The following is a 22,351-nucleotide window of genomic DNA, read 5'->3' as shown; positions in this document are numbered from 1 at the left end:
CTATGCTAGAGGCGTTTGACTTTGTAATTTTTGGCGGTGCCGGTGATTTGGCGCAGCGTAAATTGATTCCCGCGATGTACCGGGCGCACGTAAATAATGAACTGGGTAAAGGCACCCGGATTGTACCGACGTTGCGCAAGGCCAAAGCGGTTGAAGAGTATCAGGATTTTATTCGCGAGGCGGCGGAAAAGTATTTGCGCGAAGGTGAGTTCAACAGAAAGCAGTGGGACAGCTTTGCCAAAATGATTCACCCCAAACTGGTGGATATCGCCAGCAAGGATGAAAAGTGGGACGACCTTGCCCAGTTTCTGAAAAAAGGCAGCAAAGAGCGGGTGTTCTACCTGGCCACGCCTCCGGGGGTGTTCGGCACTTGCTGTAAAAACCTGTCCCAGTGTGGCCTGATTACCGATACCGCGCGGGTCGTGGTCGAGAAACCGCTGGGCTATGACCTGGAGTCAGCCGAAGCGATCAACAGTGAAATTGGCTTGTATTTCAATGAACGCCAGATTTTCCGTATCGACCATTACTTGGGCAAGGAAACGGTTCAAAACCTCCTGGCACTGCGTTTTACCAACGGTATTTTTGAGCACCTTTGGGATGCCAAGACCATCGACAATGTGCAGATCAGTATCTCGGAAACTGTGGGCCTGGAAGGGCGCGCCGGTTTCTACGACGGCGCGGGTGCATTGCGCGATATGGTTCAAAACCATCTGCTGCAACTCTTGTGTCTGGTCGCCATGGAATCGCCCAACAAATTGGACGCCGATGACATTCGCGCAGAGAAGATCAAAGTGCTCAAGGCTTTGCGCCCGCTCAAGTGGGATGCGGTCAAAGAGCACACCGTACGTGGCCAATACGTGACCGGTAAAATGAATGGCAAAGATGTACCGGGTTACCTGGATGAACTGGGTGAAGACAGTACCACGGAGACCTTTGTCGCCATTCGCGCGCACATCGACAACTGGCGCTGGGCAAAAGTGCCTTTCTATTTGCGCACCGGTAAGCGCATGAAAAAGCGTTGTGCCGAAATCATTATTCAATACAAAGATGTGTCGCACCGGGTGTATCCCGAGGAGGCAGGTCAACTGCACCCGAACCGCCTGGTGATTCGTCTGCAGCCCGAAGAGTTGATGCAGGTGATTATTACCTCCAAGGATCTGGAAAGCACTGATATTCGTCTGGAGCCGGTGGTGCTCAACCTCAACTTCGCTGACACCTACAAGAAAATTGTCAGCGATGCCTATAAGCGGTTGATCATGGATGCGGCGGCCAATGACCCGAGCCTGTTTATTCACCGCGCCGAGGTCAATGCTGCCTGGCGCTGGATCGATCCCATCATTGAAGCCTGGCAACGCCCCGAGAATAAACCGCATGCCTATGAGGCTGGCAGTTGGGGGCCAGAGGCCGCTGAGGAGATGCTTGAGCAGGACGGCCGCAGCTGGTTCAACGTTGAGGAATTCACCAGCCCGGAGGCGAATTGATGGTTACCGAACGCCTGTTTGATACGCGAGAAGCCCTGGTCGCTGCGCTGACTGACGACTGTGCTGCCCAGCTCAGGCGGGCACTTGATGCCGGTGAGGAGGCCAGTTTCCTGGCCTCAGGCGGCAGCACGCCGGCCCAGTTGTACGAAGCACTGAGCAAGGTCGATAGCCTGGATTGGTCCAAAGTGACTGTGGCGTTGGTGGATGAGCGCTGGGTTGACTTTGATCATGACAAAAGCAACGAAGCTTTTGTAGCACGTACCTTCCGTCAGAATGCGGCAGCAGATATTCGCCTATTGGGCATGAAAAACGCCGAATTCGACCCGAAAACAGGGCTGAATGCCTGTGAAATGCAATATCAGCAGCTAAAAACGCCATTTGATGTTACTATTCTCGGCTTGGGCAAAGACGGCCATACGGCGTCATTGTTCCCCCATGCCGAGGGCCTGAGCGACGCTCTGGACCCGGATGCGGAGCGGCTGTGCGCTGCCATTAAGGCCACACCAAGCGAGGTAACCGGGGATTATGTCGAGCGCATGACCCTGAACCTGAACGGCTTGCTAAAAGCACGCGAGCTGGTGCTATTGATTACGGGTGACGACAAGCTGGAGACCCTGCGCGCCGCGCAGGCGGGCGATGATGTCGAAGCCATGCCCATTCGGGCGATACTGCGCCAAACCCAGGTCCCGGTAACAGTCTATTGGGCACCATGATTTTCTGCGAGTAAACAAGCGAGTAAAACAACAATCACAGCTGCAGGCGCAAGTGCTGTGCGGGCTCGTAATCAACCATTCAACGTATACCAGATGAGGAAACGATAGTGGGATTGACTATTGACCAGATTTTGAAGGTGGCACCGGTGGTGCCGGTCATCGTAATTGATGATCTCGAAGACGCCGTACCCCTGGCGCAAGCTCTTTACAACGGTGGTCTGAAGGTTCTGGAAATCACCTTGCGCACGCCAGTAGCTCTGGATGCTATCAGCGCCATGAAAGACGCGCTGCCGCCGGATGCCGTAATCGGCGCTGGTACCATCGTTACCCCGGAAGATCTGGACAATGCCATTAAGGCCGGTTCCACCTTTCTGGTAAGCCCGGGTACCACACCCGTACTGATTGAAGCCGCCAAGAACAGCAGCGTGCCGCTTCTGCCGGGCATTGCCTCGCCGAGTGAGGCAATGAATTTGCTGGCTCACGGCTTCAAGCACCTGAAGTTTTTCCCGGCGGAAGCCGCCGGTGGCGTGCCGATGCTCAAGTCCATCGGTGGTCCCCTTCCTCAGATTACCTTCTGCCCCACCGGCGGGATCAACCTGGACAAGGCGCCCGAATACCTGAAGCTTCCCAACGTCGCCTGCGTCGGCGGCTCCTGGATGGTGCCCAAGGATCTGGTGTCGGGCAAGCGCTGGGATGAGATTGAAAAGCGCGCCCGTGAAGCGGCAAGCCTGGCTCGTTAACCCCGAATACCGTATTGAGAATGCCCGCTTATGAGCGGGCATGAACTTTTTTAAGAGGAGAAACCTATGACCATCAAAGTAGCAATTAACGGCTATGGCCGTATTGGCCGTAATGTCTTGCGCGCACTGTACGAGTCTGGCTACCGCGATCGGATTCAGATCGTTGGCATCAACGACCTGGGCGACGCAGAGCTTAACGCGCACCTGACCAAGTACGACTCGGTTCACGGTCGTTTCCCGGGAGAAGTATCAGTAGCCGGTGACAAGATGGTCGTCAATGGCGACGAAATCCAGATTACTTCCGAGCGTAACCCGGCCGAGCTGCCGTGGGGCAAGCTGGGTGTTGACGTTGTGTATGAGTGCACTGGCATTTTCACCAGCCGTGACAAAGCCAAGGCGCATCTGGATGCCGGCGCCAAAAAAGTGATCATCTCAGCGCCGGGCACCGACGTTGATCGTACTGTGGTCTACGGTGTCAATGACAACGAGCTCAAAGCCTCGGATCAGATTATCTCCAATGCTTCCTGCACCACCAATTGCTTGGCACCGGTGGCCAAGGTGCTGGACGATAAATTCGGCATTGAAATGGGCTCCATGACCACCATTCACGCTTATACCAACGATCAGAACCTGAGTGACGTCTTCCACAAGGACGTTTACCGTGCACGTTCTGCCACCCAGTCCATGATCCCGACGTCTACCGGTGCGGCTCGCGCTGTTGCGTTGGTGCTGCCGCAGCTGAAAGGCAAACTCGACGGTATGGCGGTTCGTGTGCCGACCATCAACGTTTCTGTGGTGGATCTGAATGTGCTGGTCAAAAAGGAAACCACCGCTGAAGAAGTCAACGCGGCGATGAAGGAAGCGGCTGAGAAAGAGATGCCGGGCGTGCTTAAGTACAACGATGAGCCTCTGGTTTCTATCGACTTTAATCATGATCCAGCGTCGTCCAATTTTGACTCGCGCCAGACTAAAGTGGTTGGCCGTTGGGTCAAAATCATGTCCTGGTATGACAACGAGTGGGGCTTCTCCAACCGCATGTTGGACAATACCATCGCCCTGATGAACGCCAAGTAAGACAACTGAGAGACACAGATTATTATGTTGAGACGAACCAAAATCGTCAGTACTCTGGGGCCGGCTTCCGAGTCACCGGAAGTTCTGGAACAGCTGGTCCTGGCCGGTGTTGATGTCGTGCGCCTGAACTTCTCCCACGGCTCCCCGGACGATCACCGTCGCCGGGCAGTCATGGTCCGTGAGTTGGCCAAGAAGCACAATCGTTACGTGGCTGTTCTGGGCGACCTGCAAGGCCCCAAGATTCGCATCGCGCGTTTTGCAGAAGGCAAGATTCACTTGGCCATCGGCGACAAATTCATTCTGGATGCCTCCCTGGAGCGTGATGCCGGCACCAAAGAGCGTGTGGGCATTGACTACAAAGAGCTGCCCAATGATTGTCAGACCGGCGATATGCTTTTGCTGGATGATGGCCGCGTGGTCCTTGAAGTTGAGCGTATTGAAGGGCCTGCAGTTTACTGCGTGACCCGCGTCGCTGGCCCGCTGTCCAACAACAAGGGCATCAATCGGCAGGGCGGTGGTTTGACGGCGCCGGCGTTGACCGAAAAAGACTTCGCCGACATCAAAACCGCTGCCGACATCGACGTCGATTACCTGGCGGTCTCTTTCCCGCGCAGCGCCGACGACATGAACACGGCGCGTAAGCTTCTGGTCGAGGCGGGTGGCAAAGCCGGTTTGGTGGCCAAAATTGAGCGTGCGGAAGCGGTTGCCGACAACGAAACACTGGATGCCATCATTGGTGCCAGTGATGCTGTTATGGTCGCCCGTGGTGATCTGGGGGTCGAGATTGGTGATGCAGCCTTGATCGGTACTCAAAAGCGCATCATCGAGCGCTCGCGCGCACAGAACAAGGTAGTGATTACCGCGACCCAGATGATGGAGTCGATGATCAACAGCCCACTGCCGACTCGCGCTGAAGTGTTCGATGTGGCGAATGCGGTACTCGACGGCACTGACGCGGTGATGCTGTCGGCGGAGACGGCCGCCGGTGACTTCCCGGTGCAAACCGTTGAAGCCATGGTGCGTATTATCCTGGGCGCCGAGGAGCAGCCGGAAGCGAGTTCCAGCACTTACCGGGTCAACGAAGAGTTTCAGGCCATTGACGAGTCGATCGCGTTGGCAGTTATGTACAGCGCCAACCACCTCAGCGGGGTCAAGGCCATTGTGGCACTGACAGAGTCCGGCTCTACGCCGCGCCTGATGTCCCGAATCGGTTCTCAGTTGCCGATTTTCGCTTTCTCGCGTGATACTCATACTCAGCGCCGCGTTGCCCTTTACCGCGGTGTTTATCCCGTCGCGTTTGATTCTACCAAAGCGCCAGGTCCGCAGGACTTTATTCGGGCGGTGGATCACCTGAAATCAGCCAGCTACCTGGCTGATGATGATCTGGTGATCATCTCGCACGGCGACAGCAATGCCCTGGGCGGCACCAATACCCTGAAAATCCTCAAAGTCGGTGAAAAAATCAGCGAGTAATCGTTGAGCTTTTTCAGGGTGTATGGAAACGGCAGCTTCGGCTGCCGTTTTTCTTTCCAGACTGTATGGACTATTTAACAATGTGTGATTAAGATGTAGAATTATGATCACTAGGTGCGATTGGGCAAGCTGGGGGCAACCATGAGTCAAGGCAGTAACGCGAGCGGTCTTCGCCGTTATAACGAACGGGTTATACTGACATTTCTGAGAAAATACCGGGTAGCATCCAAATCTGATTTGGCAAGGGCGACCAATCTTACACCGCAGGCGGTCACGCGCATTGTCGACGACCTGGAAAGCGCAGAGTTGGTTATTCGAGAAGGTCGTCGCTTGGGAGGACTGGGTCAGCCGTCGATACTCTATACCTTAAATCCTGCGGGCGCCTACTCGATTGGAATTAAAGTTGGGCGTAGAGATCTCGAGCTGATTCTTATGGATTTTACCGGTAAAACGTTGCAATCGTTTACCCGTCAGTTTGAAGAGCCCGACCCCGATTACATCCTAGGCCAGATCGAAATCCTTGTACCGGAACTTCAAGAGCCTCTGTCCAAGTCGGCACGCAGCCGAATTCGCGGCGTAGGCGTAGCTATGCCCTGGTTTATGGGGGTTTGGCCGAGCGGTTTGGAAATGGGGCAGGACTTGTCCGGAAAGTGGCAGCGTCTCAATATGAGTGAAGAGGTCGCGCGCCGTGTTGAGTTGCCTGTTTACTTTGAGAACGATGGCGCTGCGGCAGCTGTCGCTGAGCTGCAACTCGGTGTTGGCAAAGATATATCCGATTTTCTCTACGTCAACATTGGAGCGTTTATCGGCGGTGGGCTGGTGTTGCAGGGCAATCTGGAGCCGGGGGTTCACGGTAACGCTGCAGAGCTCGCCTCAATGCCTGTGCCCCATTCTCGCTTAAAAAGTATCACGCCGCCGGAGGGCTACTTTGAGCTGCTCACCCGACGTGCGTCATTGCTCTCATTGCGTAAGCATTTGAATTCTTGTGGAATAGAGATTAGCCATATCGGTGAGCTGCCCAATTATATTGATGCAGCTCGGGTTCAGATTCAGGAGTGGATGGACGATTGCGCCGATGCGCTCGTACATGCTTTTCTGTCGGTGATCAGTATTCTCGACTTGAAGGCTATCGTCATTGATGCGAGTCTGCCGCGCTTTATTGTCGAGGAGTTGGTTGCAATCGTCGAGCGCCGTATTAAAAAGTTGGCCTCCAAGGACATTTTTATTCCGGAAATATTGGTAGGCGATCTCGGTTATCAGGCGGTTGTTGTCGGTGGCGGGATTCTCCCGTTTTATTCATCGTTCGGTGCCGACAAGACAGTACTTTTGAAGGGTAGCGTGCCTGACCGTATCACGCGCTGAAGGCGAATGTGAGCGCGAAGAGCTTTCGAAAAACCGCCACTTTTGTGGCGGTTTTTTTATAAAAAAAGGGCCACATATTGTGGCCCAAAGTGTCAGATCGACGGAGTAGAGTACCCTATTGCCAGATTGACTTGAGCGGCCAAGCCTGGATATCGCTTATGCGTGTCGTGCCTCCCCGTGAGAAGACTTCGACGCCTTTGCTCTCATGGTGTGGAAAAACTTTGTTACTGAAGACCACGGCGCCGCGGTGGGCAAACACCTCGACGGATGACCAGTCTACAAAGATATGAAGTTCAACTTTTCCGTCGTCAAGCGGCATGGGGGCGACATGAACGCCGGAGAACTTCTCATGAAAATCAACATCACCCGACTGTGAGCGGTCAAAGCTGATCTCTTCGCTGTGAACATTGTAGCTGATGGTTGTTTTCTCACCGTCACCCACCAGGACGTCTATCCCAAACTCATCGGCATCTTCGGGCTCAAAAGTAACCTTGAGTTCAAGGGTCTGGCCATAGATGCCGGCGCTGTCAGTGAGAGATACACGATTATTACTCAACGATTGATTCTCAGCCGTGATTTCCCGGGTCCTCAGTGCCTTGAGCTCTTCCACTGGTTGCTGGGCCATTGCCAGGCCGCCGTTGAACTCGGTTAAGCCTACAGAGCGGGGGATACTCTGAGAGCTGCGCCAGGGGTGAGTGGGGATATAGTTGGCGTAGTCCCAGTTGTTCATCCAGCCGACCCAAAGGGCTCGACCATCGTCTTCCGGAACATTGGACCAAGAGACAGCAGCGTAGTAGTCAGCACCAAAGTCAACGAACTGGTGGGGGCCCTCCGCTGAATCGGGCAGTATGGAAGTATCGGTGGTGAAGGTTTCACCGTCAAAGTCACCGATAAAGTACATGCCGCCTGAGCCGCCCGCGATGGAGCCATCTCCGAGGTCGACTTCGAGCACCCAGCGCTTGTTGTTGGGGTCGCCGTCAATGGGCAGGTACCACATGTCAGGGCATTCCCAGTTTTTGTCGACCGGCGCGCCTTCGGCGGTAAACTGGCTTAGCAGCGTCCAGTCTTTCAGGTTAGGAGACCCGTAAAAATTCACCGCAAAATCTTCAGACAGTGTAATGATCATAAGCCACTGCTCGGACTCTTCGTGCCAAACCACTTTCGGGTCACGAAAGTGCTCCATATTCTCGTCAAGTACCGGGTTGCCTTCATACTTGGTCCAGGTACGACCGTTGTCTGTACTGTAGGCGAGTTGCTGGTTCTGATCGCCGCCGGGTACTTGGCTATGGCCCGTATAAATGGCGACCATAGCGGGATTTTCGTCGGTGCCGAAGCCGGTGGTATTACCGTGGTCTACTACCGCACTACCGGAAAAGATCATGTAGTCCTCGTCTTCCAGTATGGCAACGCCTTGCTCCTCCCAGTGCACCAGGTCAGTACTGATGGCGTGCCCCCAACTCATATGGCCCCAGCGGTCGCCGTAAGGGTTGTATTGGTAGAACATATGGTATTCGCCATCGTGATAAACGAGACCGTTGGGGTCGTTCATCCAGTTCTTTTTTGGTGTGTAGTGAAACTGCGGACGGTACTGCTCCCGGTAGGGTTTGTACACGGGAACCGCATCATCGCTGGCTTGTTTCTCAACGTTTGGCCCGGTGCCGTTACAGCCGCCCAAAAGGGCGGCGACTGACAGTGACAGGGCGGCTTTAGTAAAATTTTTCATCGTGTTACTCCAACTGTAGTTTGCGTAGACGGTGTTAGTTGTACTTCATGTCTTCCAGGGGAACGCCCTTGGTTTCAGGCATGATTTTCAGTACAAAGAAGAATTGCAAAACCATCATCAAGCCAAAGAAGTAGAATATCGCGCCGCCGCTGACGTCGGCGATAATCGGGAAGGTCCAGGAGATGACGGCGGCCATAAACCAATGGGTAAAGCTACCGAAGGCCTGACCCTTGGCGCGCACGGTATTGGGGAATATTTCTGATATGAACACCCAAATAACGGCCCCTTGAGAGATGGCAAACGCCGCGATAAAGCCCAGTAGCCCGATCAGAACCAGATTGCCGTTGGTGTCCTCAGACATAAACTGGAAGCCGACCAGAAAGAGTGCGGCGGCGGTGCCGGCAGAACCGATGAAGAGCAACGGCCGGCGGCCAAACTTATCGATCATGAATAGGGCAATGACGGTGAAGAGAAAGTTGGTGCCACCGACCATTACCGCCTGAAGTAACGACGCTTCGGCGCTAAACCCGGCCATCTGAAAAATGCGCGGTGCGTAGTACATCAACGCATTAATGCCGGATAGCTGGTTGAACATGGCAACCGCCCAGGCGCAGAAGAGCGGAAACATATACCGTTTTTGAAAGAGCTTGTCGGCTTTTTCGCTGCCTTGGGTGATCAGGGATTCCTGAATTTCAGCGACTTTCGTATCGATGTGCGGACCATGATCTCCCAGGCGGGCGAGCACTTGCTTCGCGTCGTTGAGGCGGCCAACTTTTACCAGCCAGCGCGGACTGTCCGGGATGAAGAACAGCAGCGCGATAAAAATGATGGCGGGAATCGTTTCTATGCCCAGCATATAGCGCCAGGCGATCATGGCTTCGAGGTGGTAGCCAATAATGAAGTTGGATAGGAAGGCCAGCAGAATGCCACCCACAACGTTAAGCTGATTCAGTGCTACCAGGCGACCCCGCATATGGGAGGGTGAAATCTCCGCGATGTACATCGGCGCCACGACCGAGGCCGCGCCCACGGCCAGGCCACCGATAAAGCGCATAAACAGAAAAAGCGTCCAGTCGGTTGCGAGTGCACTGCCGAGGGCCGAGATCAGGTAAAAGACGCCAATCAGCATCAGCATGCGCTTGCGACCGATCAGGTCAGCCGGTTTACCGACACCGATGGCGCCGATAACCGTACCGATCAAGGCAATCGCAACCGTAAACCCGAGGGCATTGTTGCTCAGGGCAAACTCGGTCTGGAGCGATTCGGTTGCGCCAGATATGACGGCGGTATCAAACCCGAAGAGTAGACCGCCCAAGGCGGCTACAATGGTCGCGAATATGACCGGCAGCCTTGACTGCACCGGCATATCCGTTTGAGTGGGAGCGTGAGTACTCATGGTTTTACCTCTTTTAGGGTTATTGTGAGTGGGTCGCTGGCCTCTTGAAGGTCCTGGACCGACGTCTATTGCTGAACTCGGTTGATAGTGGAGGTCATGTCGCCGGGCGGTTGCTCCAGACGTTCTGCGGTGCGCTGGGCCATCAATAGTGCACCTGTTTCACCGGCGGCGTTGCCGAGCCCGGGCGGTACGATGAAGTTCTCCAGGTTGCCGGCGGCGGGGCCCTGTTCGTAGCCGTTCATCAGTTTCTTGAAATGGGCACGAATTTTGGGGAATAGATGGCCCTGCTGCATCACGCCGCCGCCGAGAATGATTCTTTCGGGAGAGTAGCAGACGGTCAGGTTGATACACATGATTGCCAAGTACCGTGCCTGAATGTCCCATGCCTGGTGGTCCACGGGTAATTGATCGGCCTTGCAGCCCCAGCGTTGTTCGAGTGCGGGGCCGGCTACCAAACCTTCAAGGCAGTCGCCGTGATAGGGGCAGGCGCCAGGAAAATCAGTATCTTGAGGGTCCCGCGGGATGAAAATATGCCCCACTTCCGGGTGAATGGCGCCATTGACCGGGCGTCCATTGGCCATGATACCCGCGCCGACGCCGGTGCCGATGGTCACATAGACGTAGTTTTCGAGCCCTTTCGCCGCCCCTAGAACACCTTCTCCCAAGGCCGCGCCATTGACATCGGTATCAAATTCAGCGGGAACCCGGAGTGCATTCGCGATCTGCCCTAATAAGTCTGTGTCCACCCATTTGAGCTTGGGTGTCGCGGTGATGTAACCATAAGTTTCAGACCCGGTCGAGCGGTCGACGGGCCCGAAACTGGCGATGCCCAGGGCGCTCAGGGGGCCGCGCTCGCGGCTGGCGGACTGGAAAAAATCGATAACGTGCCCGATGGTTTCTTCCGGAGTGGTCGTAGGGAAGCTGGCCCGAGCCAGGATCTTCGACGGGGTGTGTGCCAGTACGCAGTTGAATTTGGTACCGCCGGCTTCTAGACCGCCATACAGTTTCGGAGTGATCACGGAACCCTCTCTTATCGCTTATTCAGTGTGTAAGAGCGCCTATTGTGAGGCAGTCGCCCCAACCAGTCATGCATAGACAAACTCAATTTTTAATAGTAAATCACGGTGAATTAGTTGTGTCAATGTGAAATTTAATCTTAGTTGTACTATAAATACGCGGCCTTTAGGTCATTTGTGATAGTTCTTTAAAAAGTTAGACTGATTCCCCTTGAAATTAAATCACACTCTGTGTAAGTATATTAACTGAAGATGAAAAAGTGCTGTGAAAGGCTCGCTTTCGCTTGGTTCAGGCGGCCCGACGTTCGCAGTTAGGTGTGTTAGTGCAGTGATTCGGTGACACACAAGGGTATGACGCGGCTGAGTCTATGTTCAGTCATTGGCCGCTCTGAAGCGGGGGGTTGGGGATTCTCGGCTCGTTCGTAATCGACCATCAATAATAATTGGAGATAAACATATGAAAAAGTCTGTCTTTCTGATGAGTGCACTGGCGTGCGCTATCAGCTCGGTTCATGCGCAGGCGCCGGACGAGCTTCAAGAAGAGGCCGTAAGCGGTGGCCAGGCGACGGCTTCTGGCGACACGGCTGAGCCGCGTCTGCTCGAAGATATCCTCGTTACCGGTTATTCGGTGGTAGAAGCCCGGAATATTACCGGTGCGGCAAGCAGGGTTGATATGTCAGAGATTGAAGACATCCCCTCTGCCAACGTGATGGAAAGTCTGCAGGGGCGCATTCCCGGTGTATTCATTACGACCGATGGCAACCCGAACAGCACCGCCACCGTTCGCATCCGCGGACAGGGTCTGGGGCCTCTGGGTAATAACGATCCCCTGTATGTGATCGACGGTGTTCCAACGACCGCAGGCATGCATGAGCTTAACCCGAATGACATCGAATCTGTTCAGGTGCTTCGGGACGCCTCGACGGCCAGTATCTACGGTGCGCGTGCGGCTAACGGGGTTATTGTTATCACGACGAAACGTGGCACACGGGATCGGGTTACCTTTAATCTCAGCGCCGATCAGTCCTTCGATTCATTTAGCTACGACGTCAACCCCCTCAACTCTCAGCAGCGAGCCCGTGCTATTTGGCAGGCTTCAGTGAATGATCGCATAGACCCGAATACGGTGAGCTCTCTTTATACCTATGATTGGAACCGCGATTTTGATAATCCGGAGCTGAGTGGCGTTCGGCTGGGTGACGAAGACGGGTACATTGACGGTGCTCGCACTATGCGTGCAGCGAATACTGACTGGTTCAGTCTCGTAACCCAGCCGGCCAAAGTCACCAATGTTAACGCTTCAGTGACTGGGGGGGGAGAGAATTCCAGAGTCTATACCTCCATTGGCTACACCGACAGGGAAGGTGTCGTTGAAGGGTCTCGTTTTGATCGCTTGTCGTTTACCGTCAACTCGGACTATGACTTCATGGACGGGCGCCTAACGGTAGGCGAAAACTTTACCATTACCAATCAACGTCAGAATATTGTCAATGATCGTGCCAGCGAAATCGTTGGCCTCAGCTTGGAGCAGCAATCCATTGTCCCGGTGCGAACGGTAGATGGACAAGGCTGGGGTGGCCCCACAGGTGGTATCACTGACAGGGACAACCCTGTCCGCATTATTGAAATGACCAGGGACAACAACCTTCAATATAATCGCGCCATAGGCTCTGTCTACGTTGAGTATCAGCCCATCGATAACCTGACGTTGCGCTCTAATTACGGTGTGAATTACTCCAACTTCTATCTTCGCAACTATCGCCGTGCGTTTCAGGCGGGGAGCTTGCGGGGGGATGACCTCCTGACGACAGAGAATGCCTGGAATAGAACGCTGGTTTGGTCTAACACCGCAGAATATCAATTTGGGCTTGGTGATAATCACAACTTCACGGTTCTGGGCGGTACTGAAACCGTTGAATTCAAAGCAGAAAACTTCGTGGGTATTGGCCAGGAGTTTGCGTCGGATGACAGGGATTTCGCGTTTCTCTCCCAGGCGACGTCTGGTCGTCAGGTCGGTGGCGGCGGCGATGAGTGGTCGATGCAGTCCTATTTCACCAAGCTTGACTATGACTACGATGACCGCTACTTGGGCTCTGTGACATTGCGCCGTGACGGATCCTCTCGTTTTGGTGAAAACAACCGTTGGGGTAACTTCCCCGCAGTATCCGCTGGTTGGCGTCTGGGGCAAGAAGAGTTCTTCAATGTTGATTTTGTCGATGAGCTTATGTTCCGTGCGAGTTGGGGGCAAACCGGTAACCAAGAGATCAATACCCGTGCGACATCGACGGTTTTTGAGCCTCGATATGCTACTCAGACGCTTTTCACGGCTGAGCAGGATGAAGGGACCGCATACGATTTAAACGGTTCGGGGAGCGGAAACTTGCCGTCAGGGTTTGCGCGAGTCTCAACCGGTAACCCGGATCTGAAGTGGGAGACATCGGTGCAGACCAACGTGGGTGTGGATTTCACGCTGTTCGATTATCGTCTGTACGGCTCTTTTGACTGGTTTACCAAAGAAACTAAAGACATTCTCACGACTACCCAGCCGCTCGCCGTAGAAGGTGAAGGCGCGCAAATGGTTGTCAATGGTGGCACCATCGAGAACGAAGGTTTTGAGGTTGTATTGGGCTACTCCAATGACTTCGAGATCGAGCGTTGGGGCATATTTACCTACGATATTTCTGCAAATTTGTCGCGAGCCACTAACACAGTTGTCGACCTTCCCGACGAGGTGGTTAACTCCTTTCCGGGCGATGGCAGAGACAATACGATTCTGGGTCGGTCGGTCAACTCGTTCTATGGCTATGTGGCTGACGGTCTCTTTCAAAGCCAAGAGGAAGTCGATGATCATGCCAGCCAGTCTGGCGCAGGCCCGGGCCGAATCCGCTATCGCGACGTTAACGGGGACGGCGTGATTGATGAAGCCGACCAGGTGTTCTTCGGCGTACCAGAGCCGGACTACATTTACGGTGTGAACTTTACCTTGAATTATAACGAGTGGGATTTCGGTATGTTCTGGCAAGGTGTTCAAGGCGGGATGGTCAATACAGGATTTCAGCATCTGACAGATTTTGTATCACTGAATGCCGGCTCTAACTATGGCGATCGCGTGCTGGATTCCTGGAGTCCTGAGAATGCCAACTCAACCATTCCTGCGCTGACATTAGCGGACAACAACAACGAAGGTCGAGCGTCTACCTACTTCTATGAGGATGCGAGCTATCTGAAGTTGCGCAACCTTTCCCTGGGGTATACACCGGGGCCTGACTTCTGGAGTCGCTTGGGCGCCCAAGGTGGACGTTTCTATATTCAAGGTTCGAACCTGTTGACGATTACACCCAGCAGCACGATCAGTAAGGATCCGGAGGCGCCCGGAGCGGCATTCCCGATTCCACGTCGTCTGACCATTGGTCTCAATGTCAACTTCTAAGTTCGCTGTTAGCTAAAGTTTTTGAGGATACTGTTATGCAAAATAAATACAAAGTCATGTTATCGGGTTTTATTCTGTCCTTGTCGGCTTGTGATACATCACTGGATGTTTCACCCAAGGCGGCATTGAGCGAGGAGCAGGTGACCAGCGAAGAGAACCTGGATCGACTGGTGACCGCAGCCTACTCATACCTGGGCAATGATCACTACACCGCCCCGCACGAATTCTGGGCAACGGGCAATTTGCGCGCAGGTGATGCGCATAAAGGGGGGAATGGCCCCAGTGATATTTTTGCCTATCACGCCCTATCAGTCTACGAGCCCCTCGTCTCTGACGGGGAATCGTTTCCGCCGGATATGATTGACCTTAACAACAAGATGTGGGTCAGGAACTACACGGGGATATCCCGCGCGAATACCGCAATTCGGACAATATCCGCTGTCGATGAGGAGGTTTATCCCCTCAAGCAAGCGCGTATTGCGGAACTTCGGTTTATTCGTGGGTTCTTCTACTCGAACCTGAAAGTACATTACAAACATATCCCTTATGTGACCGAAGAGATGACCAATGAAGAGGTTATTGGGCTCTCCAATCGGGATCTTTCTGATCAGCAGCTATGGGATCGCATCGCGGAAGACTTTCAGTTTGCAGCGGATAATTTACCTGAGCAGCAATCGCAAATAGGTCGTGTGAATCGCTACGCCGCGATGGCCTATCTGGCGAAAACGCGTCTGTCTCAAGCCTATGTGCAAGATGACGAGCACCGGGTCGTCGAGATACGCACGGAGCTGCTGGAAGAGGTTGTTGACCTGGTGGAACAAATAGAAGAGTCAGGCCAATATGCCTTGGTTGAGGACTTTGCTGAGAACTTCCTCTATGAGCATGAGAACAATGAAGAAGTGGTGTTCCAGATCATGCGTTCACGTGATGATGGCAGCCCCGATGGCCGGGCAGCCTGGCCTTGGGCTTTGAGCCCGCCGCAATCGCCTGAGTTTGGTTGCTGCGGTTTTCATGTTCCGACTGATAACTTTGTTAACGCGTTCAAAACCGATGGCGATGGTTTGCCCATGTTTGATAGCTTTAACGCTACCAACTACGACCCCGCGCAGGACGCTGTTGACCCGAGGTTGGATCATACGGTCTCAATGGAGGGCAAGCCCTTCAAATATGACGAGGACCTGATCCATCAGGGCAATTCTTGGGCCCGGACTCCCGGCACCTATGGCAATTTTGTGTCCATGAAGGAGCTGCAGCATCCCGACTGCGACTGCTTATTGCAGAACGGTCCCTTTATTGTGTTCTCTAAGAACAGTGTGCTGGTGCGCTATGCCGACGTGTTGCTCTGGAAAGCAGAAGCATTGATCGAGCTTGAGCGGCAAGACGATGCGCTGCCGATTATCAACCGCATCCGTGAGCGCGCAGCGGGCAGCACTGGTCGGTTGGCCGACGGTTATAGCACCTACAATGTCGGGACCTATGACAGCTTCGCCAATCAGGAGCAGGCCCGTGAAGCCCTGCGCTGGGAGCGTCGGCTGGAGCTTGGCCTCGAGGGTCACCGCTTTTTCGACCTGATTCGCTGGGGTGTTGCCAAAGACTGGATCGATGATTACCTGGAAGTTGAGCAGACGCGCCGCTCCTACTTGAGTGGTGCCAATTTCCAGGCCGGTAAGCACGAGTACATGCCCATTCCACAACAGCAGATTAACCTGAGTGGCGGCCTGTATGTGCAGAACCCGGGGTATGTACCCTCCGACCCCGATGCTGAGGAACTCTGATCGATAGTGTTGGCCACCCGGCGCGGGTGGCCGCGAGAATCAATTTCTGGGTGGTCTCTCTCCCAATGTTGGTGCCAAGTTTCTTTGGTACGGGGGCGTCAATTGACGCCCCTTTTTTTTGTCCCTACCTTTTGCGGCCCGATACGCCTTCTCAAAGCTGAATTTTCGCATCTTCTGTGGTACAACGAGGGTGTGTCTATGAGTGAGTGATTAAATTATGATCAATGCTTGGCGTTTTGGTGCGCTTCGAGTGCTGTTTAGGGGCGCCTGTAGCGTTCTGCTGACGGTGTTGTCTGTAAGCGCTGTCAGTGAGACGGTTGAGTCGCCCTTTAAGAGCCTCGACGGCGAATGGGCGCAGGGCACCATTGTCCGGGGGCAGGTCCGTCCCGGCACTGAAATCCAATTTCTGGATAGGCAGGTCAGGGTCAGCGATTCAGGCCATTTCGTGATTGGCTTGGGGCGGGACTTTGAGCCCGAAGCGCGCTTGTTGACCCGTGCGCCCGACGGTGAGGAGCGCGAGCATCTTTTTGAGGTGCGCCAGCGGGAGTACCGTATCCAGCGGGTTGATGGCGTGCCGCAGCAGACGGTGACCCCGGATCCGGAGCAAGTCAAACGCTCGCGCGAGGAGGCGGCCCAGGCCTGGCGCGCACGCCAGGTAGAAACGGACCTGCTCGACTTTACTGAGACCTTTGTGTGGCCTCTGCGCGGTCGCATTACGGGGGTGTACGGCAGCCAGCGGATCTTCAATGGCGAGCCGCGCGCGCCGCATTTCGGCGTCGATATTGCGGCGCCAACCGGAACACCCGTGCGGGCGCCGGCGGCGGGCGTGGTGACCCTGACTCACCCGGACATGTTTTTCTCCGGTGGCACCCTGATTGTCGATCATGGCCACGGCCTGTCTTCGACATTTATCCACCTGCATAAGATTCTGGTGGAGGAGGGCGAACGGGTAGCGCAGGGTGACATTATCGCCGAGGTGGGGGCCACCGGGCGGGCCACAGGGCCGCACCTGGATTGGCGTATGAACTGGTTTGACCAGCGCGTTGATCCGACGTTTCTGGTGGGCCCCATGGATGACGATGATTGATGCAATTTAGCGCCGCGATAGCGGCGATCATAGAGACAGAGCGGCAAAGGGCAGTGTAAGATACTGCCCTTTGCCTTTTCTGGGTTATCACGCCCAACAGGCGGAACCAATGGCGGGGAGAACGGCCGTGATTGACAAAAAATTGCTGAGTATCCTGGTGTGTCCGGTGAGCAAGGGTGAGCTGGTGTATGACGAGCAGAATCAGGAGCTGATCTGTCGGGCCAGCGGCCTTGCCTACCCGATTCGCGATGGCATCCCGGTGATGCTCGAAAGCGAGGCGAGGCCCCTGAGCCAGGATGAGAAAGAGCGGGCCAAGCACTGACTGCAGTGGGCGTTAGCGACGCCCGATCAACCCGGATAGACGACGAAACCAGACGATACGGACGGACTATGAAGAGCGCACAGATACGCGACGCCTTTCTGACCTTTTTTGAAAGCAAGGGGCACACCGTTGTGCCCAGTAGCTCCCTGATTCCCGGGAATGACCCGACCCTGCTGTTCACCAACGCAGGCATGGTGCAGTTCAAGGACGTGTTTTTGGGCAGTGATCCACGCCCCTACACCCGCGCTGCCAGCTCACAACGTTGTGTGCGTGCCGGTGGCAAGCATAACGACCTCGAAAACGTCGGCTACACCGCGCGTCACCACACCTTTTTTGAAATGCTGGGCAACTTCAGTTTTGGCGACTACTTCAAGCGCGATGCGATCCATTACGCGTGGGAGTTTCTGACCAAGACCCTGGGCTTGCCGGAAGAGCGCCTGTGGGTGACCGTGCATGTGAGCGACGACGAGGCTGCCGACATCTGGCTGAAGGAGGTGGGTGTCAGCGCCGAGCGCTTCTCGCGCCTGGATGAAGACAACTTCTGGCAGATGGGCGACACAGGTCCCTGTGGCCCCAGCTCCGAGATTTTCTATGACCACGGCGCCGATGTGCCCGGCGGCCCGCCAGGCAGCGAAAATGATGACCTGGATCGCTATATCGAGATCTGGAATCTGGTATTTATGCAGTACGAGCGCCAGGGCGACGGCGAGCTCAAACCGTTGCCCAACCCCTCCATTGATACCGGGATGGGACTGGAACGTATTGCTGCCGTGATGCAGGGCGTGCACACCAACTACGAGATCGACCTGTTTCAGCACCTGCTCAAAGCCGCCGCCAAGGCGACCGGCAGCGACGACCTGGAGCATAAGTCGTTGCGCGTGATTGCCGACCACATCCGTTCTTGCGCCTTTCTGGTCAGTGACGGGGTCATGCCCTCCAATGAGGGGCGCGGCTATGTCCTGCGCCGGATTATCCGTCGCGCCATTCGCCACGGCCATAAACTGGGCCAGCAGCAGGCCTTTTTCCACACGCTGGTGGATGCTCTGGCCGAGGTGATGGGCGATGCCTACCCAGAGTTGCTTGAACGCAAAGCGCAGATTGCCAAGGTGTTGCTGCAGGAAGAAGAGCAGTTTGAAAAGACCCTGGATAAGGGGATGGCCGTGCTCGAAGAGGCACTGGCCGAGGTCAGGGGCTCCGAGATTCCCGGTGAGGTGGTGTTTACGCTCTATGACACCTACGGCTTTCCGGTGGATCTGACCAACGATATCGCGCGTGAGCGCGATCTGAGTATCGATATGGCAGGCTACGAGGAGGCCATGGAAGCCCAGCGCGCCCGCGCCCGCGCCGCCGGCAGCTTCAAAGTGGACTACACGGCCGCCGGTCTGGAGTTACCGAAAACTGAATTTTTGGGCTACACCCAGCTCGCCGAGCAGGGCACTGTCCTGGCTCTGCTCAAGGGCGGCGCCGAGGTTGAGCGCTTGATAGAGGGGGAAGAAGGCGCGATTTTACTCGACCGTACCCCCTTCTATGCCGAGTCCGGCGGCCAGGTGGGCGATTGCGGGTATCTGCAACTGGGGGATGTGCGCTTTGAAGTGCGCGACTGCGTCAAGCAGGGCGACGCTCATTTGCATGTTGGCGTGCTGCTGCACGGCAGCATTGCCGAGGGCGACAGGCTCGAGGCCCAAGTTGATGGCGGCGTGCGTCAGGCGACAGCGCTGAACCACTCTGCAACTCACCTCTTGCACGCCGCCTTGCGCCAGGTGCTGGGCGAACACGTCACCCAGAAGGGCTCTCTGGTGGACTCCGAGCGTCTGCGTTTTGACTTCTCCCACTTTGAAGCGGTCAAGCCGGCTGAGTTGAAAGCGATCGAAACCCTGGTCAACGACCAGGTTCGTCTGAATAGCGATGTCCAGATCGAAGTCTGTGACATGGAGGAAGCCAAGGCCAAGGGCGCCATGGCGCTGTTTGGGGAAAAGTACGGCAACGAGGTGCGAGTGCTTACCATGGGCGACGGCTTCTCGGTGGAGCTCTGTGGCGGCACCCACGTGCGCCGCACCGGTGATATCGGCCTGCTGCGCATTACTTCGGAGTCCGGTATTGCCTCCGGGGTCCGCCGGATCGAGGCGGTCACCGGTGCTCGGGCGCTGGCGGCCTTTGATCGCGCCGAAGCACTGGTGGACAAGGCGGCCAAAACCTTGAAGACCAAGCCCGATAACCTGGCCGATAAACTCGAACAGCTTCTGGCTCAGAATCGGAAGCTCGAAAAGGACTTGGCGGCACTCAAAACCAAATTGGCCGCCTCGGGCAGCAGCGACATCGCCAGTCAGGCGCAGGACGTAAAAGGTGTCAAGGTATTGGCCGTGAACCTGGAAGGTGCGGATGCCAAATCCCTGCGCGACAGTGCCGACCAGCTCAAGAACAAGCTCGGCAGCGCGGTGGTTTTGTTGGCTGCGGTCGAGGGCGACAAGATTGCACTGGTTGCGGGCGTTACCAAAGACCTGACCGACCGCTTCAAGGCGGGTGATCTGATGCGTCACGTGGCTGAACAGGTAGGTGGTAAAGGCGGCGGTCGACCGGATATGGCCCAGGGCGGGGGCACCGATGTGGCTGCGCTCGATCAGGCACTGGCCTCGGTGATTTCCTGGGTGGAGGCCAAGGCCTGAATTTTTATCAGCAGGGATACCTTTTTCCTGAAAACTGGTGTTTAATTGCGCGCCTTTTAATCAGCGGATGTGATTTCGCAGGGCGCTAAAACGATTGAATGACAGGCTGTGCGTGGCACGGCCTTGGCAGAAGGGGAACAGCGGGCATGAGCTTGTTTGTGCAGAAATACGGCGGTACCTCAGTGGGTACCGTTGAGCGCATTGAAGCGGTCGCCGATCGGATCGCCGGGTTTCGCGCCCAGGGGCACGATATGGTGATCGCGGTATCCGCCATGAGCGGCGAAACCAATCGGCTGATCGCCCTGGCGCAGGCCATTCAGAGCACCCCGGACCCGCGCGAGCTGGATGTCCTGGTGTCTACCGGTGAGCAAGTCACGATCGCCCTGCTGTGTATGGCGCTTAAAAAGCGCGGCTGGGACGCCCGCTCTTACACCGGCGGCCAGGTGCGGATCCTGACCGACAACGCGCACACCAAGGCCCGCATTCAGTCGATTGATGAAGCCAATATGCGCACTGATCTGAGCGCCGGGCGCGTGGTCGTGGTGGCGGGCTTTCAGGGTGTTGACGAGCAGGGTAACATCACCACGCTGGGGCGCGGCGGATCGGACACCACCGGTGTGGCTCTTGCAGCGGCACTGAAAGCCGACGAGTGTCAGATCTATACGGACGTTGATGGCGTATACACTACCGATCCGAGAGTGGTGGAAAAGGCGCGTCGGCTCGACAAAATTACCTTTGAAGAGATGCTGGAAATGGCCAGCCAGGGTTCCAAAGTGCTGCAGATTCGCTCGGTCGAATTTGCGGGCAAGTACAAGGTGCCTCTGCGTGTCCTGTCCAGCTTTAAAGAAGGCCCTGGAACTCTGATCACCCTCGACGAGGAAGAAAATACCATGGAGCAGCCTGTTGTTTCCGGCATCGCATTCAACCGCGATGAAGCCAAAGTCACTGTCGCCGGCGTTCCTGATACGCCCGGCGTCGCATCGCGTATCCTGGCGCCCATTGGCGCTGCGAATATTGAAGTTGACGTCATCGTTCAGAACGTCTCGGCAGATAACACGACCGACCTGACGTTTACGGTGAACAAGAACGATATGCAAAAAGCGGTGTCGGTATTGGAAGGTGTTGCCAAGGCGATTGGCGCCCGGGAAGTGCTCAGTGACGACCAGGTGGCGAAAGTGTCAATTGTTGGCGTCGGCATGCGGTCTCATGCCGGCGTGGCGTCGCGCATGTTCACCGCGTTGGCCGAGGACAATATCAATATTCAGATGATCACCACCTCAGAAATCAAGATTTCGGTGATTATCGAAGAGAAGTATCTGGAGTTGGCGGTGCGCTGTTTACATACAGCCTTTGGCTTGGACGCAGAGCCCGCCGAAAGCAGTACTCGGGGTTAGCGGTTACTCGTCAATTCTGGTAAAGTGGACTATGTTAGATCGAAAGTGGATAACAAGGCTGTAGGGTAATAACAAAACAGCTGATTTTGGGGGTACGGCCCTTTTTCGCCTACACTATTAACGCGGCCTATTGGCAGTGACTGATGGTAGGCGGCAGGGGGTTAGTCGGGCATGACAGCCGACAATGGAGTCCAAGTCATGTTCTTACAGGATGAGTGAAGGAGATAAACAATGTTGATATTAACCCGCCGTATTGGCGAAACCTTGATGGTTGGCGACGAAGTCACTGTAACTGTACTGGGTGTGAAAGGTAACCAGGTACGTATCGGTGTCAACGCACCCAAAGATATCGCTGTTCACCGCGAAGAAATCTACCAGCGGATCCAGCGTGAAAAACAGCAGCAAGGTCAGCAAGACGACCCGGTAAGCTAAGCAGCACGAGTTACTGAGAACGCGGCGCAGCCAGTGAGGGTGTGCCGCGTTTTTATTTGAGACTATGGGTGAGCATGTGTTCAATGTTCGCGCTTAAGAGCAAACATTTTTTTTCATAAGGCTTTGATTTTTCGTCAGGTATTGGTATCATGCCGCACCTGTTGACGAGGGCAACCAGTCAACCAGAAACACGGAGAGGTGGCCGAGTGGCTGAAGGCGCTCCCCTGCTAAGGGAGTATACCCTAATCCGGTATCGAGGGTTCGAATCCC

General features: G+C 55.2%; 16 protein-coding genes. 13 read left to right on the top strand and 3 right to left on the bottom strand.

Features of this window, described 5'->3' with window-relative positions; translation table 11 throughout:
• Positions 1-2 precede the first annotated feature (2 nt).
• From zwf to DKW72_RS13995, 6 genes are all read left to right on the top strand, one after another.
• Positions 3-1,481, top strand: a complete 1,479-nt coding sequence (gene zwf, locus DKW72_RS14020; protein ID WP_111643013.1) for a glucose-6-phosphate dehydrogenase — start codon at positions 3-5, stop codon at positions 1,479-1,481.
• Entirely contained in the window at positions 1,481-2,194 is a 714-nt protein-coding gene (pgl, locus tag DKW72_RS14015; RefSeq protein ID WP_111643012.1) for a 6-phosphogluconolactonase, read from the top strand. Before zwf ends, pgl begins: the two co-directional genes overlap by 1 nt.
• A 107-nt stretch (positions 2,195-2,301) precedes the next feature.
• Positions 2,302-2,934: a bifunctional 4-hydroxy-2-oxoglutarate aldolase/2-dehydro-3-deoxy-phosphogluconate aldolase gene (locus DKW72_RS14010; RefSeq protein WP_111643011.1), complete on the top strand. Its 633-nt coding sequence runs from the start codon at positions 2,302-2,304 to the stop codon at positions 2,932-2,934.
• A 66-nt stretch (positions 2,935-3,000) separates the two neighbouring features.
• On the top strand, positions 3,001-4,008 hold the full coding sequence (gene gap / locus DKW72_RS14005) for a type I glyceraldehyde-3-phosphate dehydrogenase (protein WP_111643010.1): 1,008 nt from the start codon (positions 3,001-3,003) through the stop codon (positions 4,006-4,008).
• A 24-nt stretch (positions 4,009-4,032) separates the two neighbouring features.
• Positions 4,033-5,481 carry a pyruvate kinase gene (gene pyk / locus DKW72_RS14000; protein WP_111643009.1) on the top strand — a complete coding sequence of 483 codons (1,449 nt, stop codon included), beginning with the start codon at positions 4,033-4,035 and terminating at the stop codon, positions 5,479-5,481.
• Between the two features lie 141 nt (positions 5,482-5,622).
• Positions 5,623-6,843 (top strand): ROK family transcriptional regulator, encoded by a 1,221-nt coding sequence (locus DKW72_RS13995; protein ID WP_111643008.1) that lies wholly within the window; start codon positions 5,623-5,625, stop codon positions 6,841-6,843.
• A 115-nt stretch (positions 6,844-6,958) separates the two neighbouring features.
• Here DKW72_RS13995 and DKW72_RS13990 read toward each other — a convergent pair whose 3' ends face one another.
• The 3 genes from DKW72_RS13990 to DKW72_RS13980 all read right to left on the bottom strand — a co-directional run bounded on the left by DKW72_RS13990 (position 6,959) and on the right by DKW72_RS13980 (position 10,981).
• Positions 6,959-8,566, bottom strand: coding sequence for a glycoside hydrolase family 32 protein (locus DKW72_RS13990; RefSeq protein ID WP_111643007.1), 1,608 nt, complete (start codon positions 8,564-8,566; stop codon positions 6,959-6,961).
• Positions 8,567-8,600: 34 nt separating this feature from the next.
• Complete coding sequence (locus DKW72_RS13985) at positions 8,601-9,962, bottom strand: sugar porter family MFS transporter (RefSeq protein WP_232522412.1); 1,362 nt, start codon at positions 9,960-9,962, stop codon at positions 8,601-8,603.
• Positions 9,963-10,027: 65 nt separating this feature from the next.
• Complete coding sequence (locus tag DKW72_RS13980) at positions 10,028-10,981, bottom strand: ROK family protein (RefSeq protein WP_232522411.1); 954 nt, start codon at positions 10,979-10,981, stop codon at positions 10,028-10,030.
• 454 nt (positions 10,982-11,435) lie between these two features.
• On the opposite strand from DKW72_RS13980, the gene DKW72_RS13975 reads away from it, so the two are divergent.
• The 7 genes from DKW72_RS13975 to csrA all read left to right on the top strand — a co-directional run bounded on the left by DKW72_RS13975 (position 11,436) and on the right by csrA (position 22,081).
• The gene (locus DKW72_RS13975) at positions 11,436-14,408 is read left to right on the top strand and encodes a SusC/RagA family TonB-linked outer membrane protein (RefSeq protein ID WP_198411367.1); all 2,973 of its coding nucleotides are present in this window, start codon (positions 11,436-11,438) and stop codon (positions 14,406-14,408) included.
• A gap of 35 nt (positions 14,409-14,443) precedes the next feature.
• Entirely contained in the window at positions 14,444-16,183 is a 1,740-nt protein-coding gene (locus tag DKW72_RS13970; RefSeq protein WP_111643006.1) for a RagB/SusD family nutrient uptake outer membrane protein, read from the top strand.
• A gap of 217 nt (positions 16,184-16,400) precedes the next feature.
• Positions 16,401-17,270, top strand: coding sequence for a M23 family metallopeptidase (locus DKW72_RS13965; protein WP_111643005.1), 870 nt, complete (start codon positions 16,401-16,403; stop codon positions 17,268-17,270).
• 127 nt (positions 17,271-17,397) lie between these two features.
• A complete protein-coding gene (locus DKW72_RS13960; protein WP_111643130.1) occupies positions 17,398-17,592 on the top strand; it encodes a Trm112 family protein in 195 nt (64 codons plus the stop codon).
• A gap of 68 nt (positions 17,593-17,660) precedes the next feature.
• Positions 17,661-20,255 (top strand): alanine--tRNA ligase, encoded by a 2,595-nt coding sequence (gene alaS / locus DKW72_RS13955; RefSeq protein WP_111643004.1) that lies wholly within the window; start codon positions 17,661-17,663, stop codon positions 20,253-20,255.
• A gap of 146 nt (positions 20,256-20,401) precedes the next feature.
• The gene (locus DKW72_RS13950; RefSeq protein ID WP_111643003.1) at positions 20,402-21,649 is read left to right on the top strand and encodes an aspartate kinase; all 1,248 of its coding nucleotides are present in this window, start codon (positions 20,402-20,404) and stop codon (positions 21,647-21,649) included.
• 231 nt (positions 21,650-21,880) lie between these two features.
• Entirely contained in the window at positions 21,881-22,081 is a 201-nt protein-coding gene (gene csrA, locus DKW72_RS13945; RefSeq protein ID WP_111643002.1) for a carbon storage regulator CsrA, read from the top strand.
• The last annotated feature ends 270 nt before the right edge of the window (positions 22,082-22,351 follow it).

The organism is Marinimicrobium alkaliphilum, assembly GCF_003259155.1.
In the GTDB taxonomy this organism is placed as follows: domain Bacteria; phylum Pseudomonadota; class Gammaproteobacteria; order Pseudomonadales; family Cellvibrionaceae; genus Marinimicrobium_A; species Marinimicrobium_A alkaliphilum.
This window is presented reverse-complemented; position numbering and strand designations above follow the sequence as displayed.

What these genes read in the sequence shown, in the direction of transcription:
- DKW72_RS13965 (WP_111643005.1), top strand. Translation starts at nt 16,401, where the DNA reads ATGATCAATGCTTGGCGTTTTGGTGCGCTTCGAGTGCTGTTTAGGGGC.
- pgl (WP_111643012.1), top strand. Translation starts at nt 1,481, where the DNA reads ATGGTTACCGAACGCCTGTTTGATACGCGAGAAGCCCTGGTCGCTGCG.
- DKW72_RS13995 (WP_111643008.1), top strand. Translation starts at nt 5,623, where the DNA reads ATGAGTCAAGGCAGTAACGCGAGCGGTCTTCGCCGTTATAACGAACGG.
- alaS (WP_111643004.1), top strand. Translation starts at nt 17,661, where the DNA reads ATGAAGAGCGCACAGATACGCGACGCCTTTCTGACCTTTTTTGAAAGC.
- DKW72_RS13985 (WP_232522412.1), bottom strand. Translation starts at nt 9,962, where the DNA reads ATGAGTACTCACGCTCCCACTCAAACGGATATGCCGGTGCAGTCAAGG.
- csrA (WP_111643002.1), top strand. Translation starts at nt 21,881, where the DNA reads ATGTTGATATTAACCCGCCGTATTGGCGAAACCTTGATGGTTGGCGAC.
- gap (WP_111643010.1), top strand. Translation starts at nt 3,001, where the DNA reads ATGACCATCAAAGTAGCAATTAACGGCTATGGCCGTATTGGCCGTAAT.
- DKW72_RS13975 (WP_198411367.1), top strand. Translation starts at nt 11,436, where the DNA reads ATGAAAAAGTCTGTCTTTCTGATGAGTGCACTGGCGTGCGCTATCAGC.
- DKW72_RS13970 (WP_111643006.1), top strand. Translation starts at nt 14,444, where the DNA reads ATGCAAAATAAATACAAAGTCATGTTATCGGGTTTTATTCTGTCCTTG.
- DKW72_RS13990 (WP_111643007.1), bottom strand. Translation starts at nt 8,566, where the DNA reads ATGAAAAATTTTACTAAAGCCGCCCTGTCACTGTCAGTCGCCGCCCTT.
- pyk (WP_111643009.1), top strand. Translation starts at nt 4,033, where the DNA reads ATGTTGAGACGAACCAAAATCGTCAGTACTCTGGGGCCGGCTTCCGAG.
- zwf (WP_111643013.1), top strand. Translation starts at nt 3, where the DNA reads ATGCTAGAGGCGTTTGACTTTGTAATTTTTGGCGGTGCCGGTGATTTG.
- DKW72_RS13950 (WP_111643003.1), top strand. Translation starts at nt 20,402, where the DNA reads ATGAGCTTGTTTGTGCAGAAATACGGCGGTACCTCAGTGGGTACCGTT.